This window comes from Pseudomonas sp. SDO52101_S400 (genome assembly GCF_054071635.1).
In genome coordinates, this window is the sequence record NZ_JBSVWF010000079.1 from 1 (window position 1) to 23,522 (window position 23,522).

Sequence of the window (23,522 nt, forward strand, 5' to 3'; positions counted from 1 at the left end):
GTGGGGTTTCCCCATGTGAGAGTAGGTCATCGTCAAGATTAAATTCCGAAACCCCTGTCTGCTGACGCAGACAGGGGTTTTGTCGTTTAAGAGCCTAAAAAGTCCGATCTTCAAACCGTTCTGCGTGCCTTACTACTTCGACGGGCCTGCCATTTGCGCCACCAGATGTAGACGCCAGTCCCTGCCAACCCCGCAATCAGAACACCCAATACCGCGATCATCACTTGCCCGGTAAAGCCTATGATCCGTCCTCCATGTATCGGTAGCTGCAACCGATAAAACCGCTCTCCCAACGTCCCTTCTCCTGCGATCTCCTGTCCGAGTAATCGCCCGTCCGTACCGTGGAAGAACAACCAGGATTTACCATGGGCCTCGGTGTCATGCTGTCCAAACCCCGCACCGTAGAAGTTGTACTCAAAGCTGTAATACAACTCACCGATTGCCGCTGTCAGCCCCAATCTTTTTCCCTCCTGCTGAGCCTTTTCGTATGCCTGTTGATAACTCAATCGAGTGATCCCCAGCTCTTCGGCAGGCATTCGGCCTCGAGCCTCATACACGCTCGGCTCAATCGGAGAAAAAAGCGACACCACCGGTTTGAAGACTTGGCTCGGCAGATTCATGGCCACGCTGCTGACGGCTATCGGCAGCAATAACAACCACAGCCACAAGCCTCCCGCGCGATGCAGATCGAAGTTGAGCCGATAGACATGCCCACCCTTGATCTTCCAGGCGCTCGACCACTTCTTCCAGAACGGCTTACCCCGTGGCAACGTCAACCAGAAGGCGATAAAGCAATCGATCACCCAGGCAATGGCCACCAACCCCATCAACAGCAAACCCCAGTTTCCGGGCAGCGTCAGGTTGTAGTGAAACTCGAGAATGAACGGAACGAAGTTCTCACGCTGGAAGCAGCACTCACCCCAATAACGCTGGCCTTTTTGCTCGCCACTGACCGGGTCGAGGTAGAACACCTGATTACGCTCATTAAACGGTTTGCCCGTCGCCGGATCATTACGTGGAACCGCCGCCAGCAAGGCTGTGTGGCCTGCCTCATTCGGGTACTCCATGTACCAGACCTGCAACTTCGGATGTACAGATTGCACCGCATCGACCAGTTCACCCGGCGACAGACGCTGCCCCTCGGCCGAAGCCACATAAAACCCCGGGTTCAGCCACTCATCCAACTCATGGTTGAACGCCAGAATGCTCCCCGTGATCCCCGCCAACAGCAGAAAAACCGCCGTAGCCAACCCGATATACCGGTGCAGTAAAACCAGAAACGAACGCATGAAATTTTCCCCACGAATACGACAAAGCCAGTCCCTGAACATCAGGGACTGGCTTTTTTATGCACAGTACAAAGGCTTAGAACTGGTAGCTGACCGTGGCCGCGACGTTGCGCTCCTCGCCCATGTAGCAGAAGTTCAGACTGGCGCAGGAGGCCACGTAGGATTCGTTGGTCAGGTTGTTCGCATTCAGGCGTACGTCCACTCCCTTCAAGCCAACCTTGCCCAGGTCATAACCGATCGACGCGTCGAACAACGTGTAGGCCGGCACCTTCATGGTGTTCTCTGCATCCGCCCAGCTATAGCCGACGTAACGCACACCACCACCCACTCGCACGCCATCAAGTGCCGCACTGTCGAACTTGTAGTCCGCCCACAGCGACGCCATGTGTCGCGGCGCCTGCGTCGGAGAGTTGCCTTTGTTCTCGATGACGTCCGTCGGAGTGCTCAGGGTGCTGATCATCGACTTCGAGTACTCGATGTCGGTAAAGGTGTAGCTGCCAAGGACTTTCAGGTTATCGGTGAACTGCATGTGCGCCTCCAGCTCCAGACCCTGGGAACGGACAGCGCCTACAGCACGGTAGAAGTTTTCCTGCGGCAGTTTGGTTGCGAGGTTTTCCTGATCGATACGGAACAGCGAGGCCGTGAACAGATTGTCGGTGCCGGGTGGCTGGTACTTCAGACCCGCTTCCCACTGCGTGCCATCCGTTGGCGCCAGTGGATTACCGGCGCTGTCGGCATAGGAGTTCGGGTTGAATGACTCGGAATAGCTGATGTACGGCGCCAGGCCGTTATCGAACAGATACAGCGCGCCGACACGGCCAGTCATTTTGGTGCGCTTGTCGCTGATCTCGGTGCCGACCGGACGGCTCGCCTCCGCAATCCGGTTTTCTTCGGACGTCTCCACCCAGTCCTGGCGCAACCCCAGAGAGAAGCGCCATTTATCCATTTCAATCAGGTCTTGCAGGTAAATCCCGGTCTGCTCCAGGCGCCGCAGATAACTGGTCTCACCGTACATATCGATAGCGGCATTGCCGTACACCGGATTGAACGCATTGATAGAAGCCAGACCACCGCTGGTCCAGTCGACCACGGTTTTGCGCCGCTGATAATCCGCCCCCATCAGCACTGTATGTTTGGTCGCGCCGGTGAAGAATTCGGCCTGGAGCATATTGTCGACGATGAACGCGTGCAGTCGTTCGTCACCGCCGGTGTAGTAGCGATTCAGTTCATTGCTGGTCGGCGACGTCCAGCCATAGGCGTACACCTGATCCATGTTCACTTTGGAATCGAGGTAACGGAAGTTTTGCCGCGCGGTGAAGACGTCGTTGAAGCGATGTTCGAACTGATAGCCGAACGACTGCTGATCGCGGGAGTAACCATCGACTCCCGGTTCGCCTTCGAAGAAGTGCGGTGAGATCCGGTTGCCGTTGCGTTGATGAATCGTGCCGTCGGCCGGCACGCCACCGTGATAGCCGCCATCCGGGTCATGTTGCAGATACGCCTGCAGGGTCAGCGATGTGTCTTCGTTGAAGTCGATGCTGACGGTGGGAGCAAGCGCGAAGCGCTTTTCCTTGTTGTGGTCGAATTGTGTGTCGGACTGATCCGTCAATCCGATCAGACGATAGGCGATGCGCTTGTCGTCATCGACCGGTCCGCTGAAGTCAAAACCGACACCGCGCTGGCCCTGAGTGCCAACGGTGGCCTGGACCTGGTGATAGGCCTCGTACAGCGGTTTCTTGCTGGTCAGCGCCACCAGACCGCCCGGTGAACTACGGCCGTACAGCACCGACGACGGGCCCTTCAGAATATCGACACGCTCGAGGAAATACGGATCGACCTGCATGGTGCTGTAGGTGCCGCTGTCGCCCATGGACTTGAGGCCGTCGAGGTAGATGTTATCCACCGAGCCATCGTTGAAGCCGCGCATCGCCACGTAGTCGTAACGGTGCGTGGCGCCATAGGGGTTGGTCAGCACACCGGGGGTGTAGCGCATGGCCTGGGACACGGTTTGCGAGCCTTGGTCGTTCATTTGCTCGCGAGTGACCACGGACACACTTTGCGAGGTTTCCAGCAAGGCTGTACTGGTTTTGGTGGCGATCTGACTGTGCGTCGCGTTGTAGCCGTCCATGCTGCCCAGTGCGTTGCCGAGGGCGAAGCCTTTGATGTCGGTGGTCGGCAGGGCCAGCGCTTCGGTTTCTGCGACGGAGCGCAACACGTAGCTGTTGCCGTCCTGGCTGAATGCCTCCAGACCCGAGCCGCCGAGCAAATGACTCAACGCCTGATCGGTCGAGTATTCGCCCTGCACGCCGGGTGATTGCCGGCCCTGAGTTTGCTGCGGGGTCATCGACAATGTGATGCCGGCCTGGCGTGCAAACTGATTCAGCGCTTCGCCCAATGGCCCGGCAGCGATGTTATAGCGGTGGCTGCTGACCTCACTGGCGCTGGCTGCGACACTCAGGTTCGGCAGCAGGCCGACGCCCAGTGCCGTGGAGAGCAACGCGGCCCGAACGGCGTGGTGCAGAAGGCCCGATTCGGCAGTGAAATTCAGAGGGTTCTTACAGGTAACGCGCGCAGTCATTGTAGGTTTCCGTGGGAAGTCGCGAAGGCTGATTTGAAGTGCTTACTGACTAAGCCGGCCTTGCCGCGAAAACCCGCCAAAAAAATTTCAGACTGCTCGTTCCAGCGTTACCCACCAGCGTGTGCGGTAGCGCAATTGCACCGGCAGGGTCTGCGGCAGGATCGCCAGCAATTTGTCGGTGTCATCGAGACGGAATACGCCGGACAAACGCAGATCCGCCACTTGTGGAGCGCAGCTCAGGAAGCCCTGACGATAGCGGCCAACCTCATTGAGGAAATCGCCCAGGCGCATGTTGCGCGTCACGATGAGCCCGTCGATCCAGGCGCCGGCATCCATGTCCAGCGGTGGAGCGGGACGCACCTGATATTGGTCGATCAAGTAGCTCTGACCGGCGAGCACCTCGGTGGAAGTTCCATCGCTCGCCCGTGGCGAATGAATCGCGACCCGGCCACTGGTGACGCTCAGGCGCGTGCAATCGCCTTCCTGACGCAGGATGAACCGTGCGTCGAACGGCTCGTAGGTGCCATCGCGACTTTGCACCCGCAGTGGTCGATCAATCGACGAGCCTTCATCGGCGCCGCCACAGGTTACGATGATTTCGCCCCGGGTCAGTTTGATCAGCCGCTGTTGCGCTGTGTAATCAAGGTCCACGGCGCTGGCCGTGTTCAATTCGATCCGCGTGCCGTCGGGCAACTGGAATCCGCGGCGCTCCCCGGTAGCGGTGGCGTAATCGGCGCTCCACTGCTGCCAGGCAGACGTGTCTTTGGCCATCCACGCGGCGGAGCCCATCAACAATGCGCCGGACAGCAGCTTCAACGCCTGACGGCGACCCAGGCCCTGCGCACTGTTCTCCAGCGTATTGAACGCCACTTGCGCACCCGGCACGGCGCGCAGATTTTGGGTCAATTCACTTTGCAATGATTGAACCCGTTGCCAGGCCAGTTCGTGATCGTGGTGTTCCGCGCGCCACTGTTCGCACTGACGGTTCAGGCGCGGGTTGCCGTGGTTATTACGCAGGCGCAGCAGCCAGTGGATCGCTTGTTTGACCACTTTCTGCTGTGGCTCGGCGCGTCGGGCGAGTGACACGTTATCCACCGGCATCAGCTTTCGTACCGCAACACGTAGCAGTGATACAGCGCATCGGCGACGTAGCGCTCCACCGAGCGCAAGGACAGGCCCATCTGCTCGGCGATCTGCTTGTGCGTCAAACCTTCGCACTGAGCCAGCAGAAACGCCTGACGAACTTTGGGCTTCAGTCCTTCAAGCATGCGGGCAACGCTTTCCAGCAGCTCGATCACCAGTGCGCGAGCTTCGGCGCTGGGTGTCTCGGCTTCGGGCAAGTGCGCGATGCTTTCCAGATACGCACGTTCGATTTCTTCGCGTCGCCATTGGTCTATGACCAGGCCGCGAGCGATGGTGCGCAAAAACGCGCGGGGCGCCTTGAGTTCGAGACGTTCGGTGCGCTGCAGCAGGCGCACGAAGGTGTCCTGGGCCAGATCTGCCGCATCGGCGGCATTGCCCAGCCGCGCGCGCAACCAGCCGTTGAGCCAGCCGTGATGACGACTGTAAAGCGCCTGTACTGCAAACTCAGGTGATGACATGAACGCGACAGCCCGAACGTCACAAATGATAATTAGTCGCATTGTCATCAAGGGTTACAGAATTTGCAACCGGCGCTGCAAAACAGTCAGCAAAAAATGAGAGGCGAACGCTCTGACACGCCGTTCGGCGGGAATCTGGCAGAAATGCCGTCCATTTCCTACAAAGCGCTAAGTTTTCTCCGAAACGTGCCGACAGACTGGTGAGACATGCGTGCACCAAAGTAGAGCAGCCGTTAGAACGTTGCCTGCGCTGTACATGGAATGTTGCATCCGGAACGCATCCCCACTTTTGGCATAAGAAGTCCCATGAAATGAATCTCAAGTTCAGCCATAAAATCCTGTTGGCCGCCTCGGGCGTTGTGGTCCTGGCGTTCGCGCTGTTCACTTTGTACAACGACTATCTGCAGCGAAACACCATTCGCCAGAACCTCCAGTCCTCCGTTCAGCAGGCCGGCGACCTGACCGCCAGCAGTGTGCAGAACTGGATGAGCGGGAGGATCCTGGTGCTGGAAAACCTCGCGCAGAACGTCGCTCATCAGGGCAAGAACGCCGATTTCCCGGGACTGGTCGATCAACCGGCCTTTACCTCGAACTTCCAGTTCACCTATGTCGGCCAGGCCAACGGTGTGTTCACCCAGCGCCCTGACGCGAAGATGCCGGATGGTTACGATCCGCGTCAGCGCCCTTGGTACAAGCAGGCTGTGGCCGCTGATCAGACCATGCTGACCCCGCCATACATGGCCGCCGTCGGCGGTCTGGTGGTGACTATCGCCATGCCGGTGAAAAAGAACGGTGAGCTGCTCGGTGTAGTGGGCGGTGACCTGAGCCTGGAAACCCTGGTGAAGATCATCAACTCGGTGGACTTCGGCGGCCTGGGCCACGCATTCCTGGTCAGCGGCGACGGTCAGGTGATCGTCAGCCCGGACAAAGACCAGGTGATGAAGAACCTCAAAGACATCTACCCGAACACCGATGTGCGCATTCAGAAGGGCAACCAGAACGTGGTGCTCAACGGCCAGGAGCGCATCCTGTCGTTCACTCCGGTCACCGGTCTGCCGAATGCCGAGTGGTACATCGGTCTGTCGATCGATCGCGACAAGGCCTACGCCGCACTCAGCCAGTTCCGTACTTCGGCACTGATCGCGATGTTCGTCGCAGTGGGCGCGATTGCAGTCTTCCTGAGCCTGCTGATCACCGTGCTGATGCGTCCGCTGATCACTATGGGCCGCGCGATGCAGGACATCGCCCAGGGCGAAGGTGACCTGACCCGTCGTCTGGTGGTGGAAAGCAAGGACGAGTTCGGCGAGCTGGGCAGTTCCTTCAACCAGTTCGTGGAGCGGATTCACGCGTCCATTTCCGAAGTGTCTTCCGCGACCCGTCACGTACACGACCTGTCGCAACGGGTGATGGCATCGTCCAACGCCTCGATCATCGGTTCCGACGAGCAAAGCGCACGCACCAACAGCGTGGCGGCTGCGATCAACCAGTTGGGTGCTGCCACCCAGGAAATCGCCCGCAACGCGGCCGATGCTTCGCAACACGCCAGCGGCGCGAGCGAGCAGGCCGATGACGGTCGTCAGGTGGTTGAGCAGACGATTCAGGCCATGACCGAGCTGTCGCAGAAGATCAGCCTGTCGTGCACCCAGATCGAAACCCTGAATGCGAGCACCGACAACATCGGCCACATTCTCGATGTGATCAAAGGCATCTCCCAGCAGACCAACCTGCTGGCGCTCAACGCGGCCATCGAAGCGGCCCGTGCCGGTGAAGCCGGACGCGGTTTTGCGGTGGTGGCGGACGAGGTGCGCAACCTCGCTCACCGCACCCAGGAATCGGCGGAAGAGATCCACAAGATGATCACCTCGCTGCAGGTCGGCTCCCGTGAAGCGGTGACCACCATGAACGCCAGTCAGGCGTCCAGCGAAGAGAGCGTTGAGGTGGCGAACCAGGCCGGTCTGCGTCTGGTCAGCGTGACCCAGCGCATCGGTGAAATCGACGGCATGAACCAGTCGGTGGCAGCCGCTACCGAGGAGCAGACCGCCGTGGTGGAAACCCTCAACGTCGACGTCAACCAGATCAACCTGCTGAACCAGCAGAGCGTGGCCAACCTCAATGAAACATTGAAGGATTGCGATGCGTTGTCGCAGCAGGCCAACCGTTTGAAGCAATTGGTCGACAGCTTCAAGATCTGATCGGTTGCAGAAAAAACAGCCCGCTGCGGAGTGATCCGCAGCGGGCTTTTTCATGCCTTACACAAACAGCTTCAGCACATTGCCCATCGCATCATCGGCAAATCCCTGCACGAAATCCTTGAACCCCGGCAGCGCCTCTGGCCCACCGCTGGCCGGCTCGGCAATGATCGTCCAGGTCGCCCGCGACTTGCCCGCGCCCAGCGACTCCACATTCATCGCCGCCCACAGATTGGCCACGCCCAGGGTGTTGTAGATGGTGGTCCAGGTCATGCTCAGCGCCTGGTCGTCCCGGGAGTTGAGTTGCTCGACCACGACGTTGCCATCCTTGAAGAACTTTTTGCGCAGCGACGACACGCCTTCGCCGGTCATCTCGATGTGCGACAGCGCCGGAATGAAACGGTCGAAACCGTCGAATTGGCCGACCACCGCCCATACTTGTCTGGCGTCCACCGGCACTTCCACCGAAGACACGACGTGGCAGCCGTGAGGGTTCTTGATCAGGGTGTCGGGTTGAAGATTGCTCATGGTGTTGCTCCTTGGTGGTTGAGTCAGATGAAGTTGATTTCTTTCAGGTAATCGCAGCCGCGACGCAGCAGCGCCGGGGATTTTTCCGGGTAGTGCGCGCCCATCTGCTGCACGCCGGCCTGGGCGTTGGCGTGGCCGATCAGGGAGATGTCGCCGATGTCTTCCTCGAAGCCGTTGAGGTAGAAACCGAGTACGCCGAACAGCGCGTTGTCGGCATCGACCCGACCCAGTTGCTGCTGCCAATCGGCGACGCTGACCAGCGAAAACTCGCTGCCGGTTTCACGGAATGACGCGACGTAGGCATCCCAGCTCAGGGGCTCCGGGTTGTGCAGGTTGAATACCGCCCGCTCGGGCGAGTAGCGGCTGGCGTGGAAGGCGATGAAACGGGCGAGAAAATCCACCGGCATCAGGTCGAAATTCAGCGCGAAGGCCGGCACTTGCCCGAGCTGGATAGAACCCTTGAGCATCAGCATCAAACGGTTCTTGTGCGGCTGGCAGACGCCACTGAGGCTGTTGAAACTGATGTTGCCGGGCCGATACAGATTGACCCGCACCCCGCGTTCCCGTGCCCGTTCGAGGATGCGTTCACCGACCCATTTCGACAGGTTGTAACCGTTGCGGATGTAGATCGGTGGCGTCGGTGCGGCGGGCAATTCCAGTACCCGACCTTCGTCATCGACGGTACTGGATGCCGACAGCGTCGAGACGAAATTGAACACCTTCTTGCTGCGCCCTTCGCACAGCCGAAGCAGTTCGAAAATCGGCTCGACGTTGTCCGTCGCCAGCGACTCGTAGTCGAGTACGTGATTGACGTTGGCGGCGTTGTGCACCAAGGCGCCGAACTCGCGATCCAGTCGCTCGAAATCGCTATCGGCCAGGCCCAGTTGCGGCCGGGTGATGTCGGCCGAATAGACCCGCACCCGACTCAGGTCGAGATGCTCCAGCCGGTTCTCCCGCAACGATTGGGCAAAGCGCTGCGCCGCCGTTTGCCCACCGCCGTCGCGAACCAGGCACGCCACTTCACTGGCGCCCCACCCCAGCAACGCCTCGACGATGTGCACGCCGACAAAACTGTTGGCGCCTGTGACGATCACCTTGTGCACATCGCCCATGCGGCTGATCGGCAACGGCTCGATGTCCAGCGGTCGTTCGGCGTCAGCCATCGCCTGGGCGCTGAGCACCGCGCTGTCATCGGTGCCGCGCACCAGCGTGGCGAGCTTGGCGATGGTCGGCAGTTCGATGAAGCGGTTGATCGAGATACTGCGACCGAATTCCTCCCGCAGACGCAGGAGCATGCGTGACAGCAGAATCGAGTGACCGCCGAGATTGAAGAAGCTTTCATCGGTGGAAATATCGCTGGTTGGCAGCTCCAGCAACTCGCCCCAGATCTCCAGCAGCAGTGCTTCGTCGGCGTTGGCCGGCAGGCATTTGGGTCCGCTGTCCTGCACGCTGACCGGTAGCTCCAGCAACGCCTTGCGGTCGACTTTGCCGTTGGCGGCGAACGGCATGTTCGGCAGTTCCGTCCACGCCACCGGTTGCATGTAATCGGGCAAAAACTGCTGGGCGTGTGCCTTCAGCGCATCTCGGGCGGCATCCGATTGCGGCTGGGCGAGGAACGCCAGAATCCGCCGCTGGCTGTCGATCACCACGGCGATCTGCCGATACAGCTGACTCTCGCGCAGGCAGCGTTCGATCTCTTCCGGCTCGACCCGGAAGCCACGGATCTTCACCTGATTGTCGCGACGTCCGCACAGCTCGATGCCGTCTTCGCCCCACTTGGCCATGTCGCCGCTGCGGTAGGCGCGCAGACGCTGACCGTCCGGCAACTCCAGATCCAGATAGCGCTCGGCGGTCTGCTGTGGATTGTTCAGGTAACCCAGGCACACGCCGGGGCCGACGATGAACAGCTCGCCCACGGTTTGCTCCGGCACCGGCTGCAGATCGTCATCGAGAATCAGCACCTGACTGTTGGCAATCGGCCCGCCGAGGGTGCGATTGCTGTCGCCCGGTTGCAGTTGCCGCGCGGTGATCAACACCGTGGCTTCGGTGGGGCCGTAGAGGTTGTGCAGCTTGCCCTGACGCGTCAGTTGCTCGATCACGAACGGCTCGCAGACATCGCCGCCGGTCATGATCTGCCCGACGCTTTGCAGTTGCTCCAGCGGCAGGATGCTCAACAGCGCCGGCGGCAGAAAGGCGTGGGTCAGTTGCCGCCGGCGGATCAGCGCCACCAGTTGCAGCGGATCACGGCGCTGGTTGTCATCAGGCACCACCAGTTCCGCGCCTTCGAGCAAGGTCGGGAAGATGTCGATCAGCGACGAGTCAAAACTCAGCGACGAGAACTGCAACACCCGGCTCTCTGCTTTCAACTGCACGTAATCGGCGTACCACGCGGTGAAGTGCGCAAGGTTCGCCTGACTCAGCAGCACACCCTTCGGATGCCCGGTGGTGCCCGAGGTGTAGAGCGCCATGCACGGCGCATCGAGCTCGAGCCGGTGACGCATCAACGGTTGCGACAGATCGACGTCAGCGCTGTCGATACGGCTGACATCCAGCCCCGACATCGAGCCGCTCAGCGGATGTTCGCCGTCGTGCAGCAACAACACCGCCCCGGCATTTTCCAGAATGTACTGCTGGCGCTGAAGCGGATGGCTCGGTTCCAGCGGCAAGTACACCGCGCCGCTGCCGAGAATCGCCAGAATCGAAGCAAACAGCGCATCGCATTTCGGCAGGCAAATCCCCACCACCCACGGTTGCGGTTGTGTCTCCAGTATTGCCAGCAACCGCTGCTGGATTGCACGGCTGTGATCATGCAACTGGCGATAGCTGATCGACTGTTCGGCGAGGTGCAGCGCCGGGCGCCCGGCATGTTTGATCAGACTCTGTTGCAGCCGCTCGATCACCGGGATCCGGGCCTGTTGCAACAAGGCCGGATTGGCCGTGGCATTGAAACGATGGACGTAGGCCAGGCTGTCGAGAAACAGCAGGTTTTCCACCTGCTCGAAGTCCGGAGTACGGGCTGTCTCTGCGTGCTGGAAATACTCGGCATCGCGGGAAAAGCGGCTGACCAGCAGCGCCACTTCGTCCACCACCTGCGCGAGTGTTCGCTGGCGCAAGGCTTGACCGTTGCCGGACGGTTCGTCGGCGATGGGCACACGGCTCAACAGTGTCGTGTTGCAGAGACACAACAGATCAAGCACCGGCAATCCGCCGCCGCCCGTTGCACCAATACCCAGACGCAAAGTCAGGTGCGGTGTCGCGCCGTAATCCTGCGGCGCAACACTGCCGTCATCGATCACCAGATCCACCGACAGAGCAGTTTCCGCCAGCAATGAATGACCGTGTTGTTCGAGCTCCTGCGCCAGGTCGGTCAAGGCCTGGCTGCGGCCCATCAGCAAAATGTCGAGACGTCTCATGTCAGCCTCCTTGTCAAACCAGATAGTCGCGCAGGGCGTGCTGTACGCACGGTGTGTCGAGCAGTGAGCTGTTGTGGAAAAACCGCACGATGTTGCCCACCAGCGGGTGATGGCGATTGATCGGGAAGGCCAGCCCGGCCATCTCATCCTTCAGTGCGCGGCGGGTTGCATCGTTGACCGGCAGGGCGTCGATCAGGCGCAGGTCGAATGACTTCTGGATGTCGTTGGTCAGGTAGTGGCCGATGAACACCGGCAGGATCTGCGCGATGCACTCGCGATCTGCATCGCTTGCGGTGTGCCAGTAGATGCGCACCATCCGCGCCCAGAAGCTTGAGTGACGACCCTCGTCGAGCAAGTGGTCGGCCATCAGGCCCTTGATCGACGGCTTGACCGTGTCGTCCCGTGCAAATGCCGCGACATCGCCGGTCACAGTGTTTTCAGCGATTGCCACGCAGATCAATTCCACGGCGCTGCGCAGGTGTTCCGGGGCCAGTTCCACGGCGGCCGGAATTGCCCGGCTCAGTTCGATTTCGTTCGGCAACTCGATGGGCTCGATGCCGGTCATGGCCACGGTCTGCTGCATGAAATCCATCGCCACCAGTGCGTGGTAGTCCTCGTCCACGACAACGGTCATGGCGTCGTAGCGGCAGGCAAACGGGAACGCCACGGCGAAGCGGTTCTTGGCGATACTGCGGGCGGTCTTGTCGACGATTTCAGTCTCGAAAATCACCACGTCGTTGATGAACTTGTAAAGCGTCTGCACCAACGCAAAATCCCGTTGCTCAGGGCATTCGCGCAGGAACGTTTCACTGAGCACCAACGGTTGGCGACTGAGCGGATAGATCAGCCGCGCGTCGTCCTCCAGCACGCGGCGCGGCCGGGTGCGGATGGTGGCGCGGCTTTCCCAGGCGTCGGCGAAGGATTGGTAGTCGGCGGCGTTCATTCGGCCACCTCCGCCAGCGGCTCGCGCATGCTCAGGCGCAGGCCGTCCCACAGGGCGATGCGGCTTTCCACGGCGGCGACAGCGCTGGCGTAGACCTCGGCCTCACGTTGCGGATCGCCATCGACCAGGCGCTCCAGCAATTGTTGAGCGGCCGGGCCGTGGTCTTCGGAGTCGACTTCGATGTGTCGCTCCAGGTAGTAACGGAAGGTGGGCGCCTGTTCGACCCCAATGCCCCAGGCATCGAGCATGCGCTGGAACATGGTCGGGATCACGCTCTCGCGCCCATGCAGGAAGGCAGCGGCGACGCTATGTCCCGGTGCATGCAGCGCGGTGTGCAGGGTGTCGCGGACAAACTGCGCGGCGGCCGGGTCGACGTCGACACTTTGCAGCGCGACGTCATAGCTCACGCCTTCCTGTTGCAGCGCGACGAAACGCTCCACCGCCGAGGTGCTCGCACCGACTTCGCGCATCGCATCCAGGTACAACTCGAAGTGACTGTAATGCCCGTGTGACAACCGATCGTCCGACTCTTCGCCGAGCACGATTTCATTGATCAGCCGAGCGGCGTGCGGATCGCGCGGCGGCAGCCACGGCAGACGGGTGCACGTCAGTTCCTGTTGCAGTCGTTTGGTCAGCGACATGAAGTCCCATACGGCAAATACGTGGGACTCCATGAAGCGTCGCAACACTGACAGCGAATCGATTTCAGAGAAGATCGGATGAACGCTGAGTTCGGCTTTCTTTTGGGCGAGTTGTTCTTTAGTTGGCATGATGCGAGCCTCTGGCTTATAGGGATATAGGGACTGCTCAATCAATGGCTAACAACGTTGGATATAGTTTCCAGGCGAGCGATAGCCTCATTCGTTTCGATGAAAGTTAAAGCTTGATTGAAAGGCCCGGTACAACGGCACGCCGCTGAAGACGGCTGCGCGCCGGGCCGTACTGCTGGTTATCGCCGGTTTATCGGTTCGATACAAAACCCGGCGAAGAAAAACTAATACATCGCAAAACAACTTAACAAGTATATTTTCAATTAATTTAAGTTTGCAGTTTTTCAAGTATGAGTGAGGCTGATAAAACTTTTAAGTTGAGTTTTATTTGGGCGTAGTTGCTCCTTTCGGCGTTTAAAGGCCAAAATTGAATAACAAGAGTGAATGCCTCACTCAAAGCAACTTTCTAATGAAGTAATTGAAATGATCTGAGGGGATGAAGTTGGCCTGGTACGGCGGCGTATCTTCCTTTTCCCGTGACAAGGCTCCTTCCGTAGGTTCCTGGTGCGGGGACTGCTGCCGGGGCGGCGCGTCCCCGTTCTATAGTGGGTTGGCGATTCAAGGGTGCGCGTAAATCGGCGCCGCGGCTATCGTCGAAAATGACTTCCTTGCGGTGCAAATTCCGGGCTGTTCGAAGCAGGGGGGAGGTTAGAGCGCAGGCGCCGAAGTGCCACGGCAATTGCGCGTGACCGGCGTGGGGATTTGTAAGCGGGTTATTCGCCGGGTGAGCAGGGGCTCACCCGGGCGGGGACATTCAGCGTGCCGCCTGGCGGCCTTTGGCGGCGGAGCTCGCCAGGTAACGAGTAATTACCTCGACACCACGATTGAGGTGCTGCTCCAGTAGCGTCACCGCCTGCTGGGTGTCGCGCTCTTTAACCGCTTGCAGCAGCGCCCGGTGATCGTCCTGGGACAGTTTGCCCAGACCCATGGCCTCGAGGTTGAAACGCAGGAAGCGCTCTTCTTCATTCAAGCCGTCCTCGACCAGCCGCAGCAGTCGCCCATTTGGGGATTTGCAGTAAAGCGCCATGTGGAACAGACGGTTGAGCCGGCCGATTTCGGTGTAGTCGTGCTCGGTTTCCAGCTCTTCGATGTAGCCGGCGGCGCGATCGTGATCGGCAGGGGTCAGCAGCGGGATCGATTGGCGCAGTGCTTCGGATTCCAGAAGGATGCGCAACTCATAGGTTTCCGTCGCGTCACCCTGAATCAGCGGTGCCACCACGGCACCCTTGTGGGCAGTCACACTCAGCAGGCCTTGGGCTTCCAGCTGACGCAATGCTTCGCGCACCGGCATGCGGCTGACGCCGAACAGATCCGCGAGATCCTGCTGACGCACGGCGGTGCCGCACGGCAGGCGACCGTCGAGGATCGCCGAACGCAGGGTTTCTTCGATGACCGAGCGCGCCAGGTGCGCTGGAATCGGGCCTTCGACTTTGATGCTGTGGAGTGGCTTGGGCTTCTGGGTCACAACTGCACACCCTGTTGACGGCTGAATTTGGATCCAAAGGACACTAGTGATTGCTCTACAGGTTGTCAAACCGTGTAGAAGAACCCTGTCACATTTGAAGTTTAGCGCGCCAGCGATGATCTCAGGGTGCCATTGTTTTTTGCTGGGCTAACCTTCACCATCAAACGCCTTTCTTCCCTGTCCTGGATGCTTTGCATTGGCGGTACGTTTCGCGATCCCACGGATTGTGCGCTGGCTTGCCTGCGCGCTGCTGCTGGCCGGCGCCATGCTGGGCGGTCTGCATGCCGATTGGGATTTTTCCGCGATCAGCCGCAAGGCGACAGCGTTGTACGGCCCGCTGGGTGCCGGACAGCAACGGATCGATGCCTGGCAGAATCTGTTGGCCACGCAGAAGCAGGTCAGCGAAATGGAAAAGCTCAAAGTGGTGAACCTGTTTTTCAACAAACAGATGCGCTACGTCGAAGACATCGACCTGTGGGGTGAGGTCGATTATTGGGAAACGCCCATCGAAGCCTTGTGGAAAGGCGCCGGCGACTGCGAAGACTATGCGATCGCCAAGTATTTCAGCCTGCGCCACCTCGGTGTGGCCAGTGACAAGTTACGCATCACCTACGTCAAGGCCCTGCGACAGAACCGCGCGCACATGGTGTTGACCTACTATTCCAGCCCTGACTCCATGCCGCTGGTGCTCGACAGTCTGATCGACCCGATCAAGCCGGCGTCCGAGCGAACCGATTTGCTGCCGGTCTACTCTTTCAATGCCGAAGGTCTGTACCTGCCGGGAGCGAAGGGCAACAAGAAGGTCGGCGACACCAAACGTCTGTCACGCTGGCAGGATGTGTTGAAGAAAATGCAGGCCGAAGGATTCCCGGTCGAGACGACTAACTAGGAGCACGCGCTCAGATGTCCTTGTTCAAACAGCTGTTGATCGCTATCTGTCTGTTCCTTGTGGTCGCCTTCACCGGCAGCTTCATGGTCAGTCTGGAGAGCTCGCGCACCCAGTACGTCAACCAGTTGCGCTCCCACGCCCAGGACGCCGCCACAGCGCTGGCGTTGTCGCTGACGCCGAATATCGACGACCCGGCGATGGTCGAGTTGCTGGTCAGTTCGATTTTCGACAGCGGTTATTACTCGAGCATCCGCGTGGTCGACTTGAAGACCGACCAGACCATTGTCGAGCGCAACGGCATCCCGGCGGTCACCAACGTGCCGGACTGGTTCGTCAAACTGATCGGCCTGGAACCGGCCGGAGGCGATGCGCTGGTCAGCCGTGGCTGGGAACAGGCGGCGCGGGTCGAGGTGGTCAGCCACCCGATGTTCGCGTTGGCCAAACTCTGGCAGAGCGCCTTGGGCAGTCTTGGTTGGTTGTTGGTCTGCGGCGCGGTGAGTGCGGTGTTGGGCGCACTATTGCTGCGTCGGCAGTTGCGGCCATTGGACTACATGGTCAAGCAATCCCACGCCATCGCCCGGCGTGAGTTCCTCAGCCTGCCGGATCTGCCGCGCACGCCTGAGCTGCGTCGTGTGGTGCTGGCCATGAACCAGATGGTCGAGAAGCTCAAGGCGCTGTTCCAGGAGCAGGCCGAGCGCAGTGAAAAACTGCGTACCGAGTCCTATCAGGACAACCTCACCGGGCTGGCCAACCGGCGCTATTTCGAGATGCAACTGAACGCCCGGGTGAGCAACCCGGAGCAGGCCAGCTCAGGTTATCTGTTGTTGTTGCGGGTCAAGGACCTGGCCGGGCTGAACCAGCGCCTCGGCGGTCAGCGGACCGATGAATTGCTCAAGGCAGTTGGCGAGCAACTGTCCCGCGAGTGCGCCAAATACCCGGAAACCCAGAATCTCGTCACACGTATTCGCGGCGGTGAATTCGCCGTGCTGGCGCCGGGCCTGACGCGGGAAGAGGCGCTGCAACTGGCGCAGAGCCTCGACAGTGCCCTGAGCAGCCTGCACGCGACAGGCGCCACCGACGTGGCCGCCGTGGCCTCCATAGGCCTAGCGCCGTTCGCCCACGGCGATTCACCGCAAGCGGTGCTCAGCCTTGGCGATCAGGCACTGGCTCAGGCCGAAGGGCAGGGCGAACAGAATTGGGCCTGCCTCGACCAGAGCCTGGTGGCGGACGTCGGTGACGATCACCACGCCTGGCATCGCCTGCTCGATCAGGCCTTGAACCAGCGGCGTTTCGAGCTGTTCTTCCAGCCGGTGGTGGCGGCGCAGGACACGCAACTGGTGCTGCATTACAAAGTGCTGTCGCGCCTGCTCGATGAGCAAGGCCAGACCATTCCCGCCGGGCGCTTTCTGCCGTGGCTGGAGCGCTTTGGCTGGACTGCACGGCTGGACCGGCTGATGCTCGAGCGGGTGCTGGAACAGATGGCGGGGCATGAAGATTCCCTGGCGCTGAACCTGTCTTCGGCGACCCTGGCTGATCCGCAGGCGCTGAACAAGGTGTTCGAGATTTTGCGCTCGCATTCCAATCTGGGCTCACGCCTGACCCTGGAAATCGGCGAAGAGCAACTGCCGGAGCAAGCGGTGCTGGAGCAATTGACCCGGCGCCTGCGCGAACTCGGTTTCTCCCTGAGCCTGCAGCGCTTTGGCGGGCGCTTCAGCATGATCGGCAACCTGGCGCGGCTGGGTCTGGCGTACTTGAAGATTGATGGCAGCTACATCCGCGCGATCGATCAGGAGAGCGACAAACGTTTGTTCATCGAAGCGATCCAGCGTGCGGCGCACAGCATCGATCTGCCGTTGATTGCCGAGCGGGTGGAGACGCAAGGGGAGTTGTCGGTGATTCGCGAGATGGGCTTGTACGGGGTTCAGGGGCAGCTCTTTGGTGAGCCTGCGCCTTGGCGGTGAGTCATCGCGATCCCTGCCCTCACCCTAACCCTCTCCCCCGAGGGAGAGGGGACCGATTGGGGGATGCTCCAAATATTCGCCGACGTGAAAGACCTCTGCCGAATCCGTAATCGAAGGCTCACTGATGTCAGCGTATGAATCCATAATCGACTCGACTTTTCAGGTCGATGTATAACCCAAGACAGCGCGGTCAGCTCTCTCTCCCTCCGGGAGAGGGCTGGGGTGAGGGTTGGCTTTTGATCTGTAATTACAGGCAGATCAGATCAACCCAGTCTCTTCATCATCGATCAACTGACTCAACCCACCCAACGCTTCCCGCGCCTGAGTCCGGTCCATCAACTTGGCCTGGGCCGCCGGTGGCAGATCGGTGACGCGGATCACGCCTTTCTGGGTCAGGACCTGAATAAGGTCGTCGAGTACCCGAATCATCTCCAGGTCGCTCTGCTTGAGCTGCTTGAGGCTGTTTTCCACCGCAGCATTTGCGAACCACGCCTGGATTTCATGGTGGTCGGCCGGCAGCGTCTCCGTGGCCTCGGCCCAGGCCGCAGCTTCCACGCGAATTAACTGACCCTGCGCATCGCGTTGCACGTAAAACATTGAGCATCCCTCAGAAATGAACCCGCGTCATGCTGTCAGCAGCATAGCCAACTGCGCGCGAGTATGCGGTGCGCCGACGAAATCGTCACCGGTGTGATGGGCGCAAACGTGACGGCCGCCCCATTGGGGCGGCCGCTGTTCACGCATCAGCTGTTGTTGTGGTCGACCTTGATGGTCGGATCGCTGCCGGCAATCAGGTTGTGAATGTTGGCAGTGGACCAGTTGTTGCCTTCCAGTTTGATCGTCACGTCCGGTGTCGCGGCAGCCGCATCGGCGGAGTTGAACTTGCCCGCCGAGCTGACTTGCAGCGACGACACGCCATCGACCGTGGTGATCTTCAGGAAGTTGTCGATAGTGCTGCCGGTCTCGCCCTGCAGCAGATCGCGCAGGTCGATGCGGTCGCCCTCGTTGGCGTTGAAATCCTTGATCACATCGTTACCGGTGTCGCCTGCTTTCCAGACGAAGGTGTCGGCACCGGAACCACCGATCAGGATGTCGTTGCCCGGGCCGCCGATCAGCGTGTCGTTACCGGTGCCGCCCAGCAGGATGTCATTGCCCTTGCCGCCGTCGAGCAGGTCGTTGCCGCCCGAGCCGAACAGGATGTCATTGCCCGCGCCACCCAGCAGCGTGTCGTTGCCGTCGTGGGCACCGGACACATCGAACGCCTGATAGTGCTCGGTGATGTACTGGTGCACGTTGCTGGTGGTGACTTTGCTGACATCCACGCCGGTCTGCTGCGCGACGAACGCCTGCATTGCCTGATAACCCTCGCCGGCAATGCCGTTGAAGCTCACCAGATCGCCGAACAGGATGTCGTTGCCATCGCCGCCGCTGACAGTGTCGTTGCCCGGCATTGTCGCTTCGGTGTGACCGATGATCGAGTTGGCCAGGTCCTTCGGATCGATGTTGGTCTGCGGGTTGTGATCGCTGTCGTAAGGTTTCAGGTCGTTGAGGCTGACGCCGCTGTTGATGCCGATGGCCTCGACGTTCGACAGCCCGCTGAGCAACGCGAAGCCGCTGTTGGCGTTGTCGGTGGTGGCCGACGTGGTGCTGTTGCCGGTACCCGCCAGGCTCGACAGCTCATAGGTGCCGTCGCCCTGGGCGTGGATGGTGCCCAGGCTGCTCCAGTTCCAGTTGCCGTTCTTGTACGTCTGCAATACCACGGCGCCGGCAGTGTTGATGCTCAGGTAGTGAGTGCTGTCGATGTAGGTGCTGAAGCTGTCGCCCAGTTTGTAGTTGCTGGTCTTCACCACGTCATCGAGCTTCACGTTGCCGTACAGCGTCGGGTTGGTCTGCTCGCCGCTCTGGTAGTAGGTCGGCTGGCCGTCGGTAATGAAGTACGTGAGGTTCTTCGCCCCGGTGTTGGCTACCGCGTCCGCGCTCTGGAAGAAGTTGGCCGTGGCTTTGAACACGTCCTCGTAGTTGGTGCCGCCACCGGAGCTCATCGAGTCCAGCACGGCTTTGAGCAAGGTCAGCGCATTCGGGTCGTTGAGGTTTACCGATACTGATTTGTTGACCTGGGTATCGAAGTCCACCAGGAAGATGTTCACCGTGCCGGAGTTGCTGCCCAGGCTCTGCTTGAGGGTGTTGAACACCGACGTCAGCGAATCCTTGGCGGCGTTGATCGACGAGACGCTCATGCTGCCGGAGGTGTCGACCATGAACGCGATGTTGTAGTTGGTGCCCGGCACCACGGTCAGACCGCCAATGTCGGCGATCATGATGTCGTTGCCGTCGGTGCCGGTGAACGTGTCGTCAGCCGAGGTGGCGACCACCGCGTTGTAGACCGCTGGCACCACGGTGACCGGAATGGTCGCGGTGGTGCTGGCCGAGCCACCCACGAACTCGGTGGAGGTCGAGGTCACGGTCAGGTTGAACTGGCCGTTGTAGTAAGTCGGCGGAGTCACGGTCAGGGTGCCGAGGTTCCAGCCGGTGACGTTGGCGTCGCCGCTGGTGGCGGTCACGGTGAAGCTGTGGCCTGCGCCGTCGCTGAGGACCGAACCGACCGGTGCGCCGCTGATCTTGATGGTCAGGGTTTCCGAGCCGTCGGTGTCGGTCAGCGCGGTGCTGATCGACGACAGTTTCACGGTGGTACCTTCGGCGCCGGTGTTGAGTTTGTAGCCGTCGTAATAGCCTTCGCCGTTGGTGCCGTGCAGGTCGGACACGGTCACGCCGGAGTTCACCAGGTCGGTCACGCCGGTGTAGATCGGCACGCCGGCGCTGCTCAGGTCGATCGGTGTACCGCCGTTGACTGACAGGTTGACGTCATAGCTGCCCGGGCCGCTCTGGTTGTGGTGGTAGATCTCCAGGGTGTAGTAACCGCTGGTGGTCGGGGTGAACGAACCGTTGAGGTTGCCGCCCGCGCCCCACGTCGTGGCCGCCACGTTCTTGCCGCCGATGTTCACCAGCAGGCTGTCATCGCCAGTACCGGTGAAGGTGTAGGTCTTGCCGGCTTCGAGGTAGATCAGGCCCGATGTCTTCGACGCGGTGCCGGCGGTCACGCTGCCGTCGGACTGCACGTTGGTCACGGTGCCGCTGGTGTTCGGTTTGCCTGCGCCGTCGATCACGTTTTTCAGGGTGGTCGAATTCGCACCGCTGCCATCGGTGCCCAGGCCCGACAGACCGGTCCAGACGTCCTTGATCAGTCCGGTGGACTTCACGCTGTTGTCGGCCACCGACAGAGATGGCGCATCCGCCACTGGCGTGATGTCGATTTTCACAGTGCCGGTGTTGCCGAGCAGTTGACCGTCAGTTGGCTGGAACTTGATCTGCGCGTAGTCAGCCTGGTTGTTGCCCAGACCGCTGCCGCCGTAACCGTTCACACCCGATTCGTTGGCATCCGGCATGAAGCGCAGCTTGCCGGCGTCGATATCGGCCTTGCTGAAGGTCTGGTTGGTGGCGACGTCTTTCCAGGTCGAACCGTCCAGATACTGCAGTTTGCCTTCGCCCGGCAGCTGGGTGATTTTCACGCCCAGGCTCGAGGCCGGGCTGTCGACGTCGGTCACGCCGAAGGTCGACCAGCCGAGAATCAGCGGGGTGTCTTCGGTGCCGGTGACGTTGACCGGTGCGGCGACCGGCGCATCGTTGACGGCCACCACATTGACCGTGGTGGTGGCGACGTTGGAGTAGTTGCCGCCGTCGGTGACGGTCACGGTGATGATCCGTGGCACGGTGCTCGGGTCTTCACTGCTGTTGGTGAAGCTGATGTTCTTGATCGCCTGCATGTAGTCGGCGAGCGTCGCGTTGCCCGACAGCGTCAGCGTGATCGTGCCATTGGTGCTGTTGGCGTTAATGGTGATGCCGTTGACGCTGTTGCCCAGGTTCAGCGCATCGCCGTCCTGACGATTGGTCAGCACGACGGTGGCGCCGGTCAGCATGGTGCTGTCCGGGTCGGTGATCTTGATATCGGTGTCGGCAATCGACACACCTGCGCCCGGGGTGTTCTCGGTGAAGGTCACCTTGTAGTCGGCCCCGGTGGCGCCGCTGGAGTTGTTGGCGTCGAGGTCGATGACCGGTGGCGCATCGTTGTCGATGATCGAGGTGCTGACGCTGCCATTGGTGCTGCTGACGGCGAGGTTCTCGAAGTTGCCGCCGGTGGCCGAGTCGATCTTGACCACGAAGTTCTCGGTGCCTTCGGTGATCTTGTCGTCGATGGTCGCCACGTTGAAGGTCGCGGTGCTCGCACCGGCCGGGATCTTCACGGTGTACACGCCGGTGAAGTCCGAACCGTCGGCGGCGGTGCCGCTGTAGACGATTTTCAGGGTCACGTCGGTTTGTGCCGGGTGCGTCAGGCTGACGGTGTAGCTGGCGGTCTGGCCTTCGGTCACCGAGGTGCTGCCGGTGATGCTGACGGTGGTGGTGTCGATGGTATCGGTGACGCTGGTCACGGCTGGTGTATTGCTGGTCACCAGGTTCTCGAAGCTACCGCCGGTGGCATTGGTGATCGTGGCCTGCACGTTGCCGGCGTCTTTGTAGACGTCGTCCGCAGGGGCAGGAACGGTCACGGTGCCGGTGGTTTTGCCCGCATCGATGGTGATCACCGAGCCGTTGCTCAGGGTCACGGTCACTGGCGAACCCGCGGCGTTGGTCAGGGTTGCGGTGTAAGTGATCGAGCCACCCTCGGCCACGGTGCCGGTCGCGGTGAGCGTCAGGTTGGTGGTGTCGATGGTGTCGGTGACCGTGGTCGAAACCGGCGTTTTGTCGGCCACGAGGTTTTCGTAGTTGCCGCCAGAAACGTTGGTGATCGAGTTGGTCAGCGGCGCATGGCCGGTCAACGCGTCGTTCGGCGCGGTGGTGGTCACGGTGCCGGTGGTCTTGCCGATGTCGATGGTGATGGTCTGGCCGTTGGACAGGGTCACGGTCACCGGCGAGCCGGTCACTGGAGCGCCGACTGTGGCGGTGTAGACAACGTTGCCACCTTCGGCCGCCGAACCGGTGGCGGTCAGCTTCACGGTAGTGGTGTCGATGGTGTCGGTGACGCTGGTCACGGCCGGCGTGGTGCTGGTCACCAGGTTTTCGAAGCTGCCACCGGTGGCGGACTTGATCGTGGCCTGCACGTTGCCGGCGTCTTTGTAGACGTCATCTGCCGGTGCTGGAATGGTCACGGTGCCGGTGGTTTTGCCCGCATCGATGGTGATCACCGAGCCGTTGCTCAGGGTCACGGTCACTGGCGAGCCAGCGGCGTTGGTCAGGGTTGCGGTGTAGGTGATCGAGCCACCTTCGGCCACGGTGCCGGTCGCACTGAGCGTCAGGGTGGTGGTGTCGATGGTGTCGGTCACGGTGGTCGAAACCGGCGTTTTATCGGCCACGAGGTTTTCGTAGTTGCCGCCAGAAACGTTGGTGATCGAGTTGGTCAGCGGCGCATGGCCGGTCAACGCATCGTTCGGTGCGGTGGTGGTGACGGTGCCGGTGGTTTTGCCGACTTCGATGGTGATCGACTGACCGTTGGACAGGGTCACGGTCACCGGCGAGCCGGTCACTGGCGCACCGACGGTCGCGGTGTAGACAACGTTGCCACCCTCGGCTGCCGTCGTGGTCGCAGTCAGCTTCACGGTAGTTGTGTCGATGGTGTCAGTGACGCTGGTCACCGCTGGGGTAGTGCTGGTCACCAGGTTTTCGAAGTTGCCGCCCGTGGCATTGGTGATCGTTGCCTGGACAGTGCCGGCGTCCTTGTAGACGTCATCTGCCGGGGCTGGAACGGTCACAGTGCCGGTGGTTTTACCGGCCTCGATGGTGATCACGGCGCCGTTGCTCAAGGTCACGGTCACCGGAGTGCCCGCAGCGTTGGTCAGGGTCGCGG

13 protein-coding genes and 1 pseudogene are annotated in these 23,522 nt (G+C 60.6%); 3 read left to right on the forward strand and 11 right to left on the reverse strand.

The features are described from left to right. Positions 1–110: 110 nt before the first annotated feature. The 4 genes from ACW9HX_RS26660 to ACW9HX_RS26675 all read right to left on the reverse strand — a co-directional run bounded on the left by ACW9HX_RS26660 (position 111) and on the right by ACW9HX_RS26675 (position 5,468). On the reverse strand, positions 111–1,289 hold the full coding sequence (locus ACW9HX_RS26660; protein ID WP_457382884.1) for a PepSY-associated TM helix domain-containing protein: 1,179 nt from the start codon (positions 1,287–1,289) through the stop codon (positions 111–113). 76 nt (positions 1,290–1,365) lie between these two features. After that, positions 1,366–3,867: a TonB-dependent siderophore receptor gene (locus ACW9HX_RS26665; RefSeq protein WP_457382885.1), complete on the reverse strand. Its 2,502-nt coding sequence runs from the start codon at positions 3,865–3,867 to the stop codon at positions 1,366–1,368. An 87-nt stretch (positions 3,868–3,954) separates the two neighbouring features. Beyond that, entirely contained in the window at positions 3,955–4,968 is a 1,014-nt protein-coding gene (locus ACW9HX_RS26670; protein ID WP_457382886.1) for a FecR domain-containing protein, read from the reverse strand. Then, entirely contained in the window at positions 4,968–5,468 is a 501-nt protein-coding gene (locus ACW9HX_RS26675) for a sigma-70 family RNA polymerase sigma factor (protein ID WP_457382887.1), read from the reverse strand. The genes ACW9HX_RS26670 and ACW9HX_RS26675 overlap by 1 nt, the downstream gene beginning before the upstream one ends. A gap of 311 nt (positions 5,469–5,779) precedes the next feature. On the opposite strand from ACW9HX_RS26675, the gene ACW9HX_RS26680 reads away from it, so the two are divergent. Next, on the forward strand, positions 5,780–7,660 hold the full coding sequence (locus ACW9HX_RS26680) for a methyl-accepting chemotaxis protein (protein WP_457382888.1): 1,881 nt from the start codon (positions 5,780–5,782) through the stop codon (positions 7,658–7,660). A 57-nt stretch (positions 7,661–7,717) separates the two neighbouring features. Here the strand turns inward: ACW9HX_RS26680 and ACW9HX_RS26685 are convergent, their stop codons facing one another. The 5 genes from ACW9HX_RS26685 to ACW9HX_RS26705 form a co-directional block, all read right to left on the reverse strand. Next, positions 7,718–8,185: an SRPBCC family protein gene (locus ACW9HX_RS26685; RefSeq protein WP_169428301.1), complete on the reverse strand. Its 468-nt coding sequence runs from the start codon at positions 8,183–8,185 to the stop codon at positions 7,718–7,720. A 23-nt stretch (positions 8,186–8,208) separates the two neighbouring features. Continuing rightward, on the reverse strand, positions 8,209–11,598 hold the full coding sequence (locus tag ACW9HX_RS26690; RefSeq protein WP_457382889.1) for an amino acid adenylation domain-containing protein: 3,390 nt from the start codon (positions 11,596–11,598) through the stop codon (positions 8,209–8,211). A gap of 13 nt (positions 11,599–11,611) precedes the next feature. Next, positions 11,612–12,541 (reverse strand): diiron oxygenase, encoded by a 930-nt coding sequence (locus ACW9HX_RS26695; RefSeq protein ID WP_127796537.1) that lies wholly within the window; start codon positions 12,539–12,541, stop codon positions 11,612–11,614. Beyond that, entirely contained in the window at positions 12,538–13,311 is a 774-nt protein-coding gene (locus ACW9HX_RS26700; RefSeq protein ID WP_457382890.1) for a DUF3050 domain-containing protein, read from the reverse strand. The genes ACW9HX_RS26695 and ACW9HX_RS26700 overlap by 4 nt, the downstream gene beginning before the upstream one ends. A 754-nt stretch (positions 13,312–14,065) precedes the next feature. Next, complete coding sequence (locus tag ACW9HX_RS26705; RefSeq protein WP_457382891.1) at positions 14,066–14,776, reverse strand: GntR family transcriptional regulator; 711 nt, start codon at positions 14,774–14,776, stop codon at positions 14,066–14,068. Between the two features lie 196 nt (positions 14,777–14,972). Between ACW9HX_RS26705 and lapG the strand changes: the two genes are divergently transcribed. Both lapG and lapD read left to right on the forward strand, forming a co-directional pair. Beyond that, positions 14,973–15,665 (forward strand): cysteine protease LapG, encoded by a 693-nt coding sequence (gene lapG / locus ACW9HX_RS26710; protein WP_457382892.1) that lies wholly within the window; start codon positions 14,973–14,975, stop codon positions 15,663–15,665. Between the two features lie 14 nt (positions 15,666–15,679). Beyond that, on the forward strand, positions 15,680–17,626 hold the full coding sequence (lapD, locus tag ACW9HX_RS26715; protein WP_457382893.1) for a cyclic di-GMP receptor LapD: 1,947 nt from the start codon (positions 15,680–15,682) through the stop codon (positions 17,624–17,626). Positions 17,627–17,884: 258 nt separating this feature from the next. On the opposite strand, the gene ACW9HX_RS26720 is transcribed toward lapD, so the two are convergent. Together ACW9HX_RS26720 and ACW9HX_RS26725 are read right to left on the reverse strand one after the other, a co-directional pair. Next, complete coding sequence (locus ACW9HX_RS26720) at positions 17,885–18,223, reverse strand: tryptophan synthase subunit beta (RefSeq protein WP_457382894.1); 339 nt, start codon at positions 18,221–18,223, stop codon at positions 17,885–17,887. A gap of 146 nt (positions 18,224–18,369) precedes the next feature. Further along, a pseudogene (locus ACW9HX_RS26725) lies at positions 18,370–23,522 on the reverse strand (LapA family giant adhesin); the annotation flags it as partial.

What these genes read in the sequence shown, in the direction of transcription:
- ACW9HX_RS26660 (WP_457382884.1), bottom strand. Translation starts at nt 1,289, where the DNA reads ATGCGTTCGTTTCTGGTTTTACTGCACCGGTATATCGGGTTGGCTACG.
- ACW9HX_RS26665 (WP_457382885.1), bottom strand. Translation starts at nt 3,867, where the DNA reads ATGACTGCGCGCGTTACCTGTAAGAACCCTCTGAATTTCACTGCCGAA.
- ACW9HX_RS26670 (WP_457382886.1), bottom strand. Translation starts at nt 4,968, where the DNA reads ATGCCGGTGGATAACGTGTCACTCGCCCGACGCGCCGAGCCACAGCAG.
- ACW9HX_RS26675 (WP_457382887.1), bottom strand. Translation starts at nt 5,468, where the DNA reads ATGTCATCACCTGAGTTTGCAGTACAGGCGCTTTACAGTCGTCATCAC.
- ACW9HX_RS26680 (WP_457382888.1), top strand. Translation starts at nt 5,780, where the DNA reads ATGAATCTCAAGTTCAGCCATAAAATCCTGTTGGCCGCCTCGGGCGTT.
- ACW9HX_RS26685 (WP_169428301.1), bottom strand. Translation starts at nt 8,185, where the DNA reads ATGAGCAATCTTCAACCCGACACCCTGATCAAGAACCCTCACGGCTGC.
- ACW9HX_RS26690 (WP_457382889.1), bottom strand. Translation starts at nt 11,598, where the DNA reads ATGAGACGTCTCGACATTTTGCTGATGGGCCGCAGCCAGGCCTTGACC.
- ACW9HX_RS26695 (WP_127796537.1), bottom strand. Translation starts at nt 12,541, where the DNA reads ATGAACGCCGCCGACTACCAATCCTTCGCCGACGCCTGGGAAAGCCGC.
- ACW9HX_RS26700 (WP_457382890.1), bottom strand. Translation starts at nt 13,311, where the DNA reads ATGCCAACTAAAGAACAACTCGCCCAAAAGAAAGCCGAACTCAGCGTT.
- lapD (WP_457382893.1), top strand. Translation starts at nt 15,680, where the DNA reads ATGTCCTTGTTCAAACAGCTGTTGATCGCTATCTGTCTGTTCCTTGTG.
- ACW9HX_RS26720 (WP_457382894.1), bottom strand. Translation starts at nt 18,223, where the DNA reads ATGTTTTACGTGCAACGCGATGCGCAGGGTCAGTTAATTCGCGTGGAA.